This is a genomic window from Thermococcus barophilus MP (assembly GCF_000151105.2).
Classification (GTDB): Archaea; Methanobacteriota_B; Thermococci; order Thermococcales; family Thermococcaceae; genus Thermococcus_B; species Thermococcus_B barophilus.
In genome coordinates this window covers 1,265,973-1,278,417 of record NC_014804.1, presented here as the reverse complement: position 1 = coordinate 1,278,417, position 12,445 = coordinate 1,265,973, and the positions used below count along the sequence as shown (strand labels likewise).

The window sequence follows — 12,445 nt, the reverse complement described above, 5'->3', positions numbered from 1 at the left end:
ACCAGTAAATTCTTGAGTATCCTACTTAATACTGGTTTTGGTATAACTCTCTAAGAAACTCTTTCATGGAAATAATGGAAAGCTAAAAAAGAATTTAAAAAAATAAGATGTTCTTGGTATTTTATTCATTTATTTGTGCCTTTTTCTTGCAATACTCATATTCAACCTTAAGTTTGTGATAGTGCTCATCTTCTACAGCTGCCAGATATTCGTAAATTTTTTTCATTTTTTCGTCTTTTGTCCTTTTGGCAAGAAGTCTGTATATTCTTTTCGCAAGAAGTTCTGATTGCATTGCTAACTCAAGTATTCCCAAGATATTACTTGTTTCTTTGAATTCATCGATGAGGGGTTCAACTTCAATGGGGGGCAGCTCTACCTCTTCGAGTTTTTCTGTTCTAAATAAACGTTTGTATATCTCCCATAAACGGGTCGCATGGCCTTTTGACTCCTTTGAGAGAATTATAAACGTTTCCACAATCCTGTCTTCAAGCCCCAATTTTTTTGCCCTTATGGCAAGATTCTTATAAAGCTCCGCTTCTTTAAGTTCACCTTTAATCCAATAACTTAGAATCTCTCTGTCACTTAGTTTTTCAAGCTCTTCGATAAACTTTTCAATGTCCAATTTTCCCAAATGAATATTGTCCATGATTAACATCACCAAATGTATTCTTTAGATTCAAGCTTATTTATCTTACCAGCAAAATTGTTAGAACCATCAGGATATACGTTATCACGCTTAGAACTATATGCATCTTTACCCAGAAGCTTTTTTTGTTTTTATTCAAAAATATAAATGCTCCACTGAGCATTGTTAGGCTCATGAATGCGAAAGTCAGGTAACCAAGGGTATAATGATCAAAACCAACCATCACGGAACCCCCACAGGGAATATATAAATGGGATTCCCATCAGTACCAATTATTTTGGCAACCTCTTTGTCGTGAAATGCACCGACTGCAACTGTTCCCAGACCCAGTGCTACCGCCTGCAGGTATATGTTTTGCCCAATATGACCAGCTTCCATGTAGACATACCTGTAACCTCTCTCCCCGTAGTACTTTGTTGTCCTCTCATAAAATGCCACAAGAACTATATCAACCGCAGCTTTTCCAACCCATTGCTGATTCAATGCGGCTTTTTGGAGCTCTGTTCTATAATCGCCTTCTTTAATCAGCGTTAGGCTATGATTAAAGGGGTCATAGTGATAAACTCCCGGTTTCAGTCCCTCAACGTATCCAACGACTACATAAATCTCAAAAGGATAAGTGGCTCCAGCACTTGGCGCTGCTCTGAATTTTTTCTTCTCCTCTGTTATGCCCTGGGCGGCCCATAACAGCTGGGAGAGCTGCTTAAGGGTCAAGGGTCTGTCTTTATAATATCGAATGCTTCTCCTCTTTGCTATTGCCTCTTCAACGCTCATTTCGCCTTTTAACTCGGGTTCTGGCAGCATTACCTCTTCACCCTCATACTTGACACCATATTCCCTAAAAGAATAGAAATAGGGTTTGAATAAAATAAGAAGGGATGACACTACTACCAAGATCACTACCAGGTAACTAATTTTCTGATACTTCATAGGTATTAATTATGTGCTTCAGGTATTTTAGAGCTTCGCATCAGCGAACCGGTCATCATCACCAACTCAGTCCAGGGAGTTTTCATCATTTGATCTCAACTTTTTGTACAGCTAAACTTTATTAATCCTTTTTCTAATTTTCCAACATGTTCCACGTGATTGTGAGAGCAAGGAAAGATGCTAAAGCCCTGCAGTATATAAATAAGCGCAACTATGGTGGCTTTTTGAAAGTTTCGAGTCTTGGTGGTGGCAGAAAGTTTAATGAGGTTGAAGATATTCTTGAAGGGTTAAAGGATGCTCCATACATACCGATTTTGCTATTCGGAGAAAAGGAGAGAGAATTAGCAAGAGATATTACTGCATACTTCTTTGAGCTGAGAAAACCCTTCTACTCCCGAATTCTGAGAACCAAAAAAGTTAGGAACATGCGAGTTGACGAGCTTTATACTCATTTGGAAGAGATTAAGGCAAGATTTAGACTTGGAATAGAGTGGAATGGGGCTTACAAACTTAACCCAGAAAATCCTCTCGGCATTGAAATTAATCCAGACTATGACATCTACTTGGCATTCGGTGATAGGTTTGGAGAAAATATGAGGGAGATTTTGGGTATAGATATTGGGAGTGTTTCTCTTGTTCTGAGGAAATTGATGAACCAGGAGGTGTACTACTCCGGAAGCATGAAAATAGCTGAAGTGAGCAAGCGCATCGGAGAAGAAACGGAAGTACTCTGGAAAATCCCGTACACTGAGGAAATTAGCTTAGAGGACATTATTAAGGCAAATGAATCATACATCAGAGCTTTTGAAAAGGCAAGTGAGAGTTTCCTTAAACAATTTGAAGGTTATGACATAATAGTGCCTTGGAGCGGGGGAAAGGATTCAACTGCTGCATTAATTTTGGCAAGCAAGGTTTTCAGAGATGTTACTGCTGTCTATGTCAAAATGGAATATGAGATGCCTCAAACTGATGAGTACGTTGAAAAACTTGCTAAAAAGCTTAAGGTCAATATTATTGAAAGTTTTGTTAAAATGCCAGTTGATAAGTACGGTTTTCCTACCCACAATAACCGCTGGTGCACCAGGATGAAGGTTGAGGCTCTTTATAACGCTATAAAGGAGTTCGATAGTCCAGTTTTGGTAATAGGTGATAGAGATGGTGAAAGTGCCAAGAGAAGACTGAAGCCTCCTGCAATTGAAAGGAAAAATGAAGTACTTGGTACTTTCTTGGAAGTAATGCCGATCAAATTCTGGTCTGGAATGATGGTGCAGCTCTACATATTAATGAACGGTTTTGATCTGCATCCCCTATATTATGAAGGATTCTACCGCTTGGGATGCACAATCTGTCCCAGTTTGGCTGATTGGGAAATAACGTTGTTGAAGAAGAGAGGGGAGAAAAATTTACCTCCCCATTAAAGCCTTCTTCCAAGCACAATTCCAATTATCAACCCAAACAGAACACCAAGCACCCCAATTCCACCCAAGAGTGATGTTGGGACATTTTTCTCAGGAACGGCTGATGCTGTGGTTGTGCTGGCTGTTTGTGTATCCATAGGTGTCTGTGTATTTGATGGATGGATTATCTGAGGAGTAATTGTGCTCTCGGTAATTTTTGGAACAGTTTTCGGAAGGAACATCATTGCGGTCTCTTTTGCATATTGGTAGAATATCATAGCTGTTTGGATATTTTCAGTCCCTCCTTGCTTTTCGTAGCTTTGAGCAAACTCATAGTACGCCATTCCAAGGATTGGATAAACCCCCTTGCTCTGAGCTATTGCTATTGCTGTTTTTGCATCTTCCTTCATCTGCTGGAGCTTATCCGTAAGAACTGTTTCGTTGTCTATTCCAAGGGTGTCGAGTATAACTTCTGCCCTAATTCTTGCCTCCATTGCTGAAAATAATGCTGCTGAATACTTTCCATCCTCATAATACTGCTCCCCCTTATTCAGCTCATCAACGAGTCCCTGCATCAAGCTTTCCCCAAACATTGAAGTTATATAGGTAACAACCAGACGGGCGTTGTCTAAGTACTCTCTCGCTGTCTCTTTGATGACATCCCTGCTGATCACATCACCTTTCGCGTATCTCTCTCCCAATTTAGCCCAGAACTTTGCTGTCTGCACCCTTTCATATGCGAATGCAGCATTGCTTACAGCATTCCAATAGTCACCTTTGTAGTAATCGCTCCATGCATCCTTGAGAAGAGATTTTGCCTGTTCTATCCTTTCCTCACTTGCTGCAACAGCTTGTAGCATTGTTGTCCCTCTAATTGTCAAGTTAGAAACGTAATTTTCGGTATTTTTTATATCATCATTGACAGAGTTGAGTAGCTTTTCAATGTCCTTCTCATTCTGCACATCCAGATACCAATCAACGTGTCTGATAATAATTCTCGCCTGGAAGTCCTTGCTCAGAGCTGTGTAGTACATCCCGGAATCCAAGGCATCTTTGGCGTCTTTTAGGGTCTGGTTTGCATCTTCAAGCGCTGCTTTGAGATAGGAGTAGGTTGTATAACTAACATCGCTCTCTTTGAGCTTCTTTTCAACTTGTTTGTAGTATTCTGTGGTGTTTTTGTAATCCCTCTCTGCATCTTCTTTGAGGAATGATGTGTCGATTTTGATATTTTCCGGAGCTTGGGGCTTTTCTATTTTGTGTCCTGTAAAGTAATACACAGCCTCATAGATGTCTTTGACTTCCTTTACCTCCAGCCCCCATCTTTCCTTTGCATATTGAACAACATCTACCTTTTCTTCTTTTGTTGTTATTTGGACAAGAGGTCCAATTTGCTTTTGTTCAGTTTTTTGGACAACTTGGATTCTCTGTCCCTCAGGTATTAAGAACAGCTTCGCTCCAACACTGTGGGCTGCCGATGCTTTTTCCAAAATTCCACCAACAGGACCAATTGTCCCATCTGGATTTATCATCCCGGTCATCATGACATCATTTCTGAGCTTCCAACCCTTTAATGCTGCTATAATACCAACGGTCATGGTTCCTCCAGCAGATGGTCCTCCAATTATGGGTGAGTCAGCCTTAACCTGTATGAAGACATCATATTTGCTCATATCAACTCCAAGAACCCTACCCGCTACTTGAGCAGCCAATCTTGCACTTGCCTGCATGTCAACTTCTGCTAATGGCCATGTCTCCACGTACACGTGTCCGCTTCCCGGGGCTACTGTAATTACGAACTCCGTGGCTACACCAATTAGATCTCCGTTGGCAGTTTTTGAGACTGCTGGGGCTTTTAAGACTACTGTATGCCCTTCAGCCGGGCATTGGGCAAGTGCCAGCGGCGAAATAAGCAGAATTAACGCCAAGAACGGCAACAGCTTTTTCATTATTTCACCCCCAAATCCAAAAAGATTTTTAATTTAATAGCTCTTGTGGTTCATGAATCTAAGATTAGAGGATTGCACCAAATAAATTTAATATCTTTAAGTCGTTGTAATAAAATGCTGAGGGGATATGGATGGGGTTGTTTTCATCGCTGATTCAAAGAAAATTTAAAAACATTGCTGGAAGAAGGTATGAAAGAATTCTCAAGGAATACAAGGAATTTCTATTAACTGAGGAAGAGATGAGGCTTCCAGAAATTAAATCAATTTTAATGCCTCTTGATAGATTTATAGGTGAAATTCCGCCCGAAATCTACGAAACTCTGTCGGCTTATAATGATGTAAGGGTAATCCTTGTTTATATCATTGATGCTCATGTGTTCCATGTGATCGAGCAAACTCTCGGCAAAGACATCAGTGAGGAGTTCAGAAGGAAAGAGGAAAATGATGGAAAGCTGTTACTTGAAAAAATTGCTAAAAATTTTGAAGATCTCGGCATAAGTCCTCAAGTCAGATTGTTCTTTGGGGATAAAGGGGAAGATGTTATAAAGCTTGCTGAAAAGCACGACATGCTTGTATTGTCTAAAGCTTACGGCTCTGAGATTACAAAAACTCACCCGTTAAGCCCTGTAGTTTTAAAGATAGTCCAGCATGTTGATATTCCGGTTATAGTGTACTGAGGTGACAAGAATGAACCCTGAAACAGTGGCAATTGCAGTGTTCCTCCTTACTTATGCGCTGGTAGTTAGTGAGAGGATCCATAGGGCAGTCGCTGCCATGCTCGGAGCATCGGCGGTTCTGTTCTTGAAAATAGTGCCATGGGAAAGGGTTCCCAAATATTTAGATCTGAACACCTTGTTCCTTTTAATGGGGATGATGATTATTGTAAACACTGCCAGAAACAGTGGGCTTTTTGAGTATGTTGCAATAAAGACTGTAAAGCTTGCACGTGGAAGCCCTATTAGAGTTTTGCTGTTGTTCTCTGTTGTTACCGCGATAGTCAGCTCTGTGCTGGATAACGTCACAACTGTACTATTGTTAACCCCAATGCTTCTCTACATTTCCCGCTTAATGGAGCTGAATCCAGTTCCTTTTCTGCTTTCTGAGATATTTGCATCCAATATTGGTGGAACTGCAACCTTGATCGGAGACCCTCCAAACATAATGATAGGGTCTGCGGCAAAATTAAGCTTCAATGAATTTCTGAGTAATATGGGACCCATAGCGGCAGTTGATTTGATTGTAACTGTCTTGATAATATACCTTGCATACAACAGCGCCCTTAAGGTAACTCCTAAAAAGAAGGTTATGATAAAACAAACTCTTCGTGGCTTGGATGAAAGAGCTGCAATTAGGGATATAAGGCTTTTTAGGAAGTCTGTAGCGATAATTCTGTTTGTGGTAGCTTTGTTTTTCTTCCATGACAAATTGGGCATAGAACCTGCTGTTGTGGCTCTTCTTGGGGCTTCTCTAATACTGTTGTGGACACGGGAAGACCCGGAGGGCATTTTTGAAAAAATTGAGTGGCCAGCTCTGTTTTTCTTTGGGGGATTATTTATAATCGTTGGGGCATTGGAGGAAACAGGGACAATAGCACAAGTTGCGGAGTGGGTGTTAAATCACGTGCATACTTCAGGTGAAGCTCTGCTCGCAATTACGTGGTTTTCAGCTTTTTCCTCAGCCATTGTAGACAACATCCCATTAACAGCTGCAATGATACCCTTGATAAAGCATATGGGCACTTCAATGGACGTTTACCCCCTCTGGTGGGCCCTCAGCTTGGGAGCTTGTTTAGGAGGGAATGGAACCGCAATAGGAGCATCTGCAAACGTTGTCGTTATTGGAATTGCTGAGAGAGAAGGAATTAGAATAACATTTGGGGACTTTTTAAAAGCTGGTATGGTTATAATGATTACAACAGTCGCTATAGGAGTTGGAATACTCTGGGTTAGATACATTGGGTGGTGAATATGAGAATACTGGTGCTTATAGATGGATCAAAATGGAGTCAGAAAGCTGCACTTCACGCTATAGCCATAGCCAAGAAGAAAAACGCCAAGGTAATTTTGTTTTCTGTTCTCGATCGAAGGGAGGCAAAGGCTATTGCTTTTAACCTAAGCATGCGAAGTGATAAAATTGGAGAAATAAAAAAGTTTGAGGAGCAGATATGGAAAGAAATGAAGAAAAGTGTTAAGGAGATAATGGAAGGTCTGCTTGAGCTCTGCCATGAGGAGAATGTGAACTGCTCCATGAAGATCGTGGAAGGAATAGCAAAGGATGAGATCCTAAAAGAGGCAAATAGTGGAGCATACTCCTTGGTTGTTATGGGGGCTTACGGGAAGAGTGGAAAAACAAGAATTGGGAGCTTGCTGGAGGAGCTTGCCGGAATTATAAAACCTCCCCTGCTGATAGTCCGCTAATCCATCTTTACGACCGCTATGAAAAACAGCAGGAGTATCATCAGCTCAAGCACAGTTGCCACTATATCAAGGGTGCTCTCTTTTATTCCCGCTATTATGTGAAGGTTTTCCAAGGTTTTCTTAATTCCAAAGAGCAGAAAGGCAAGAAGTAGGAATAAGATGCTTTTCATACCGCTTTTTTTATACGCTATCCACGAGACGAAGGATAGGAAAAGTGCGATACCAATTATTGCGACATCGAGTATTATATCAATCATTTAATTCACCACCCTTTAGGGTTAGCATCAGGTCAATAAGCTTATCTGCCAGCTTATCCCACAGCTTTGGTCGATATTCACTGATTACTCTCACTATCACCTCGATGTCACACTTCAGGCTGTACACAACATTTCGCCCCTGTTTTCTCCTGTCAATCAAGCCCAGTTTGTTGAGGACGTTCATATGATAGTTTATCGTTGCCTGAGTCAGCTTTAATCTTTCTGCAATTTCCCGCTGGTTCATTTCTCTCTCTGCCAGCAACAGCAGTATCTTTCTCTGGGTTTCATTGGAGATTGCTATTAGCAACGGTTCGTATTCTTTCTCAAATTCCTTGGGAAATATGTATCTTTTTCCCCCAAGCTTCTTTGAAACTATTTTGTTTTCTTTTTCAAGCTGGTACAGATGATATTGAAGGTTTCCTATCCCTATCCCAAGCTCTTCTGCAAGTCTTCGAAACGTTATTCCTGGATTTTTATAGATGTACTGGAGTATTTCTTCTCTATGGGTCATGCTACCACTTGCCTTATTCTCCTTTTGGTACACTCTTCTATAAATTACACGGAGAAAGAGATATAAATTGATTTGGGTTTATGAATGGGTGTCCCTTTCTGTGATTTGCAGGGTGATACACATGGAAATCGAGAGATTGATGAAGAAAGCAGAGGAACTCGCGAGACGGTATGGAATAAACTACTATGAAGTGAGGATAGTTAAAATAAATGCCACCCATCTGGAGATGCAAAATTCTCACCTTGAAGAACTTTCCTCAAATATGGAAATTGGTATTGGTGTGAGAGCATTTCAAGGAGCATGGGGATTTTCCTCAGCCAACGACATGAGAAGGGCTGAAAAAGCAATCGAGACGGCAATGAAAATAGCGAAACTTATGAAAGGAGGCTCAAAAGTTTATCTGGATGATCCCATAAAGGATAAGGCAGAAATTGAAGCGAAAAAGCCTTTCACAGATGTTGATTTGGAGGAAAAGCTTGAGCTTGTGAAAATGGTAGATAAGTTTCTGAGTGGGGATGGAATTGTAAACAGAAAAGTGACTTATGGCGATGGCTTAAAGTGGCAGTTCTACTTCAACTCACTGGGAAGTGAAATTGAAACTACAGTCCCAAGGATAAGACTCAGCTTCTCTGCAACGGCTAAAAAAGGAAAGGACATGCAGAGCTACTGGAAAATCTTCGGTGGGACTGGTGGATGGGAGATAATCGATAGAGTTGACTTAGAATACTGGACAGATTTTGTGAAAGAAAAAGCAAAGTCTCTTCTGGATGCCCAGCTTCCACCTTCTGGAGAGTTCGATGTGATAATGGATCCAGAGCTTGCCGGTGTGTTCATTCATGAAGCCTTGGGACATGCAAGCGAAGGTGATGCAATAAAGAATGGGGAGAGCATCTTAGAGGGAAAACTTGGAGAGAAAATAGCCGTTGAGGAGCTTACTGTTGTTGATGACCCAACCATGGAAGGAAAATTCGGCTCATACATTTATGATGATGAAGGTATAAAAGCCAAAAGGGTTGAGATAATCAAAAATGGTGTTCTAAATGAGTACCTTCTTGACAGAGAGACAGCAACTTACCTTAATATGCAGCCAAATGGACATGGAAGGGCTCAGAGCTACAACTATCAGCCCTTGGTCAGGATGAGCAACACTTACATTGAGCCTCGTGACTGGAGCTTTGAAGAGATGCTCAGTGAGGTGAAGCATGGTTTGTATCTAATTGGTGATAAAGGTGGGGAAGTAGATATAGCCAATGGAACATTCATGTTTGGAGCGAAGGAAGGTTATCTAATTGAGAATGGGGAGATTAAGGCTCATATACGGGATGTTGCATTATCCGGAAAAATTCTTGATGTTCTCAAGAATATTAGGGCTATTGGTAAAGATTTGAAAGTTGAGTTCCCCGGCTATTGCGGAAAGGGTCAGTGGGTGCCCGTGGATGATGGAGGGCCTCATATATTGACGAGAGCGTTGGTAGGTGGATTAATTTAGCCTCTTGGAGTTGAAGATGCTGTTATCTTCCAGATTTTGACTTCAATTTCTGCCCAGCTTTTCCATCCTCTCTCTCCAAAGGCGACAATATAAATGTAGTAGGTTTTTCCTTCCTCGGCGTTTTTTGTGTTTATTTTAACCTCGAATGTTGCATTCTTTTCCAGAGAAATGTCGACTTCACTGGGAATAATTTCAACTTCAAGTTCCTCAGGTTCTTTTAACTTTTCTTGAATTGTGCTCCATGCATCTCCGAGATTTGGCTCACCAATGAATGCTTTAAGTTTGGCCTTTCCATCATAGTAGCATTTTGTCTTATTTACGTCTCTAGGGCTGGTGGCTTCCTTTACTGCATACTCTTTTGCAAATATTATGCCCTTTATCCTTATCGTTGTGTTCCTTGGCATTGCAACTCTAAATACCGTTTCTGGTGGGAGCTTTTCCGATGTGTTGAACAATATGTTGTGCACGTTAAACTCTCCATAACCTGGATGAATGCAGGAGTTTGAGAAATTTACATGAGTTGCTGAGCTTTCATTGATAGCGGCATTTTTAGATCTTTCCAGTGAGAACGTGCCAAACAGTAATGCCAAAACCACAAAAATTATCGCAACAGCAAAGTAGCTTTTCATAACATCGTCCCCATGATTGTATGTATTATTTGGAATATTAAATACTTCTGTTGGCTTCAAATTAATTTGGAATGTTAAAATGGTTGCTACCAAAAGCATTTAAGCTTCTTGCATAATTCCTATGCGGTGGGAGTATGATAGATGAGCTCATTAAAATTCTCAATCACAAAGACGTTGAGTGGGAAATTTACTGGGAAATAGGGAGAGGCAGTTCTTTTAAGGTTGAGAGATGTGAATTGGTGAGAGCCCAGCGCAAATACCATTCAGGCGTTGGATTAAGAATTGGATATAGGGGGAAGGTTGGATTCTCTTACATAACGGGGGTAAACCACGACAAGAACAGCTTGGAAAGATTCGTGAACAGGACGATAAAGCTTGCAAAAGTTAGTGAAGTGCCTTTTTATGGTTTCTCCACTGATAATAAACATAAAAAAGTCAAAGCCCTTTATGACAGAAGAATTGAGGAGATGAGTTTTGACGATGCATATTCAACTGCTCTCTTTTTAGCTGAAAAAGAGAGGGAGCTAAAGGAGAATCTTGGCTCAGAATATGCCCTTTCTGGCGGTATGGCTTTTGGTGTATCTGTAGACGGGATAGCAAACTCCAATGGAATAGAGAAGAGTGAAAAAACAACAGGGCTGAGCGTAAGCGTCCATATCATCAAAAGAGCAGAAAAAAGCGGAAGTGGAAACTATTACAAAGGCTTTCGATTAATGCCAGACCTCGAAGAGGAACTTTCACTGGGGCTTGGAAAAGCCTTGGAGGAAGCAGAACTAAGTTATAATGCCAAAAAGAGCAGCTCATACGAAGGGGAGATTATTTTGGAACCACATGCAGTGGCTTCTCTTGTAAGTATTTTAATGTCAAACCTATATGGAGACAATGTTTATCACAGACGCTCGAGATTTTCAAAGCTGGGCGATATGATTGCAAGTGAGGCATTTACACTGATAGATGATGCAACCCTTGAGGGCAAGCTTGGCAGTTATTCTTTTGATGGTGAGGGCAATCCTTCTCAAAGAACTGTGTTGATTGAGAGAGGCATTTTAAAGAACTTTCTTTTCGATGAAACCTATGCTCGACTCATGGATACAAAAAGCACTGGAAACGCCGTTAGGGATTTCAGGACAACACCACATATTGGAAACAGCAATGTGATCGTTGATGGAAAAAATGAAAACCTGGAGGATCTGGAAAAGGCTGTAGTTGTGAAACGTGTCTTTGGAGAGCACACAGCAAATCCAGTAAGCGGAGACTTTTCATTGACAGTTGAACTCGGTTATATAATCGAGAGAGGAGAAATTAAACCGTTCAAAGACAATATGCTCGCAGGCAATATATTTGAATTAATAAGCTCAATTGTAAGTGTTGGAAAGAAAAAGGAGCAGATTGGCAGTTTTCTCTCTCCAAGAGTACTTGTCTTTGGCAAAATTATATAAATTTCCTGTTAATTTTAGCAAACTATTTATATTTTGGATTCAAAAATTAATTCCGGTGGTAACTGGTGGCTGAGCACGGGTTTGAATTCATCTTTTCTAAAATGAGAGCCGGTGAAACAGTGCTCATCGAATATGCCTCTGTTTCATCCCCTGAAATCCTGTTATATGTAATGGAGAGGTACTGCAGACAGAACGACATTCCAATGATAATTGATGACATTGCTGACACTTTGCCTGAATTCTTAACTCGGCTGGAGCTCATAGGCTTGCTTATAAAAGGATTTGGCAGTATCCCAGTTATAAAAATAGGGGGTCATAGAGAAAGTGGGGAAATAGTTGGAAGAATCGATATTGAAAAATACTCTCTGGATTTTCAGTACTACAATCCCGTTTATGAGAAAGTTCGCCCATCTAAAATGGCATATAATCCTGTATTGGGAATTCACAAGCTCTTACTGATAAATTCAATAAAAGAATACGGAGGAGGGGTAAGGTTGCTTAGGAACATCTCAAGATACGTCGGAAACAAAACGAGGATAGCATTCTATTTTATCAACAAAAGTTTGGTGCAGTCTAAATTCCCGGAGTTCTTGTATTTGTTTGAGGAAATTGCGACATCAGTTATGCAGTGGGAGAGAAGTGGTAGCACCTATAAGCTGAAAGTCATCAAATCTGCAAACGACGACATTCTTGAAAAAATTGCGACAATAGAGTTCGAGGACATCAAGAGAATCTGATGCTTCAGGTTAAATGTAAAGTTTTTTAAGTCCATTTTTCTATCACT

At 40.6% G+C, this 12,445-nt stretch carries 14 protein-coding genes; 7 read left to right on the top strand and 7 right to left on the bottom strand.

The window, feature by feature from the left end; genetic code table 11:
• Nucleotides 1-121: 121 nt before the first annotated feature.
• Genes TERMP_RS07275 through TERMP_RS07265 form a run of 3 tightly spaced genes read right to left on the bottom strand, consistent with a single transcriptional unit; the run spans nucleotide 122 to nucleotide 1,576 of the window.
• Nucleotides 122-655 (bottom strand): ferritin-like domain-containing protein, encoded by a 534-nt coding sequence (locus tag TERMP_RS07275; RefSeq protein ID WP_148221078.1) that lies wholly within the window; start codon nucleotides 653-655, stop codon nucleotides 122-124.
• A gap of 31 nt (nucleotides 656-686) precedes the next feature.
• Entirely contained in the window at nucleotides 687-869 is a 183-nt protein-coding gene (locus TERMP_RS07270; RefSeq protein ID WP_013467741.1) for a membrane protein, read from the bottom strand.
• Nucleotides 869-1,576, bottom strand: coding sequence for a SagB/ThcOx family dehydrogenase (locus TERMP_RS07265; RefSeq protein ID WP_048159794.1), 708 nt, complete (start codon nucleotides 1,574-1,576; stop codon nucleotides 869-871). Before TERMP_RS07265 ends, TERMP_RS07270 begins: the two co-directional genes overlap by 1 nt.
• Before the next feature lie 146 nt (nucleotides 1,577-1,722).
• On the opposite strand from TERMP_RS07265, the gene TERMP_RS07260 reads away from it, so the two are divergent.
• Nucleotides 1,723-2,994 carry a phosphoadenosine phosphosulfate reductase domain-containing protein gene (locus TERMP_RS07260; RefSeq protein ID WP_013467739.1) on the top strand — a complete coding sequence of 424 codons (1,272 nt, stop codon included), beginning with the start codon at nucleotides 1,723-1,725 and terminating at the stop codon, nucleotides 2,992-2,994.
• Here the strand turns inward: TERMP_RS07260 and TERMP_RS07255 are convergent.
• Complete coding sequence (locus tag TERMP_RS07255; RefSeq protein WP_013467738.1) at nucleotides 2,991-4,919, bottom strand: S16 family serine protease; 1,929 nt, start codon at nucleotides 4,917-4,919, stop codon at nucleotides 2,991-2,993. The genes TERMP_RS07260 and TERMP_RS07255 overlap by 4 nt on opposite strands.
• A gap of 131 nt (nucleotides 4,920-5,050) precedes the next feature.
• Between TERMP_RS07255 and TERMP_RS07250 the strand changes: the two genes are divergently transcribed.
• Genes TERMP_RS07250 through TERMP_RS07240 form a run of 3 tightly spaced genes read left to right on the top strand, consistent with a single transcriptional unit; the run spans nucleotide 5,051 to nucleotide 7,336 of the window.
• A complete protein-coding gene (locus TERMP_RS07250) occupies nucleotides 5,051-5,596 on the top strand; it encodes a universal stress protein (protein WP_013467737.1) in 546 nt (181 codons plus the stop codon).
• 10 nt (nucleotides 5,597-5,606) lie between these two features.
• Entirely contained in the window at nucleotides 5,607-6,884 is a 1,278-nt protein-coding gene (locus tag TERMP_RS07245) for an ArsB/NhaD family transporter (RefSeq protein ID WP_013467736.1), read from the top strand.
• Nucleotides 6,885-6,886: 2 nt separating this feature from the next.
• Nucleotides 6,887-7,336, top strand: coding sequence for a universal stress protein (locus tag TERMP_RS07240; protein WP_013467735.1), 450 nt, complete (start codon nucleotides 6,887-6,889; stop codon nucleotides 7,334-7,336).
• On the opposite strand, the gene TERMP_RS07235 is transcribed toward TERMP_RS07240, so the two are convergent.
• Together TERMP_RS07235 and TERMP_RS07230 are read right to left on the bottom strand one after the other, a co-directional pair.
• Nucleotides 7,333-7,593 (bottom strand): hypothetical protein, encoded by a 261-nt coding sequence (locus TERMP_RS07235; RefSeq protein WP_013467734.1) that lies wholly within the window; start codon nucleotides 7,591-7,593, stop codon nucleotides 7,333-7,335. The genes TERMP_RS07240 and TERMP_RS07235 overlap by 4 nt on opposite strands.
• On the bottom strand, nucleotides 7,586-8,104 hold the full coding sequence (locus TERMP_RS07230) for a winged helix-turn-helix transcriptional regulator (RefSeq protein ID WP_013467733.1): 519 nt from the start codon (nucleotides 8,102-8,104) through the stop codon (nucleotides 7,586-7,588). The genes TERMP_RS07235 and TERMP_RS07230 overlap by 8 nt, the downstream gene beginning before the upstream one ends.
• Nucleotides 8,105-8,225: 121 nt before the next feature.
• Between TERMP_RS07230 and TERMP_RS07225 the strand changes: the two genes are divergently transcribed.
• Entirely contained in the window at nucleotides 8,226-9,593 is a 1,368-nt protein-coding gene (locus TERMP_RS07225) for a TldD/PmbA family protein (RefSeq protein ID WP_013467732.1), read from the top strand.
• Here TERMP_RS07225 and TERMP_RS07220 read toward each other — a convergent pair.
• The gene (locus TERMP_RS07220; protein WP_013467731.1) at nucleotides 9,590-10,222 is read right to left on the bottom strand and encodes a hypothetical protein; all 633 of its coding nucleotides are present in this window, start codon (nucleotides 10,220-10,222) and stop codon (nucleotides 9,590-9,592) included. The genes TERMP_RS07225 and TERMP_RS07220 overlap by 4 nt on opposite strands.
• Nucleotides 10,223-10,356: 134 nt before the next feature.
• On the opposite strand from TERMP_RS07220, the gene TERMP_RS07215 reads away from it, so the two are divergent.
• Both TERMP_RS07215 and TERMP_RS07210 read left to right on the top strand, forming a co-directional pair.
• Nucleotides 10,357-11,661: a TldD/PmbA family protein gene (locus TERMP_RS07215; RefSeq protein ID WP_013467730.1), complete on the top strand. Its 1,305-nt coding sequence runs from the start codon at nucleotides 10,357-10,359 to the stop codon at nucleotides 11,659-11,661.
• Nucleotides 11,662-11,726: 65 nt separating this feature from the next.
• Complete coding sequence (locus TERMP_RS07210; protein WP_013467729.1) at nucleotides 11,727-12,398, top strand: DUF257 family protein; 672 nt, start codon at nucleotides 11,727-11,729, stop codon at nucleotides 12,396-12,398.
• Nucleotides 12,399-12,445: the final 47 nt, after the last annotated feature.

Bases quoted from the DNA above. Each gene is read 5' to 3' on its own strand.
- TERMP_RS07230 (WP_013467733.1), bottom strand. From the start codon at position 8,104: ATGACCCATAGAGAAGAAATACTCCAGTACATCTATAAAAATCCAGGA.
- TERMP_RS07215 (WP_013467730.1), top strand. From the start codon at position 10,357: ATGATAGATGAGCTCATTAAAATTCTCAATCACAAAGACGTTGAGTGG.
- TERMP_RS07265 (WP_048159794.1), bottom strand. From the start codon at position 1,576: ATGAAGTATCAGAAAATTAGTTACCTGGTAGTGATCTTGGTAGTAGTG.
- TERMP_RS07225 (WP_013467732.1), top strand. From the start codon at position 8,226: ATGGAAATCGAGAGATTGATGAAGAAAGCAGAGGAACTCGCGAGACGG.
- TERMP_RS07240 (WP_013467735.1), top strand. From the start codon at position 6,887: ATGAGAATACTGGTGCTTATAGATGGATCAAAATGGAGTCAGAAAGCT.
- TERMP_RS07275 (WP_148221078.1), bottom strand. From the start codon at position 655: ATGTTAATCATGGACAATATTCATTTGGGAAAATTGGACATTGAAAAG.
- TERMP_RS07255 (WP_013467738.1), bottom strand. From the start codon at position 4,919: ATGAAAAAGCTGTTGCCGTTCTTGGCGTTAATTCTGCTTATTTCGCCG.
- TERMP_RS07220 (WP_013467731.1), bottom strand. From the start codon at position 10,222: ATGAAAAGCTACTTTGCTGTTGCGATAATTTTTGTGGTTTTGGCATTA.
- TERMP_RS07260 (WP_013467739.1), top strand. From the start codon at position 1,723: ATGTTCCACGTGATTGTGAGAGCAAGGAAAGATGCTAAAGCCCTGCAG.
- TERMP_RS07235 (WP_013467734.1), bottom strand. From the start codon at position 7,593: ATGATTGATATAATACTCGATGTCGCAATAATTGGTATCGCACTTTTC.
- TERMP_RS07270 (WP_013467741.1), bottom strand. From the start codon at position 869: ATGGTTGGTTTTGATCATTATACCCTTGGTTACCTGACTTTCGCATTC.
- TERMP_RS07245 (WP_013467736.1), top strand. From the start codon at position 5,607: ATGAACCCTGAAACAGTGGCAATTGCAGTGTTCCTCCTTACTTATGCG.
- TERMP_RS07250 (WP_013467737.1), top strand. From the start codon at position 5,051: ATGGGGTTGTTTTCATCGCTGATTCAAAGAAAATTTAAAAACATTGCT.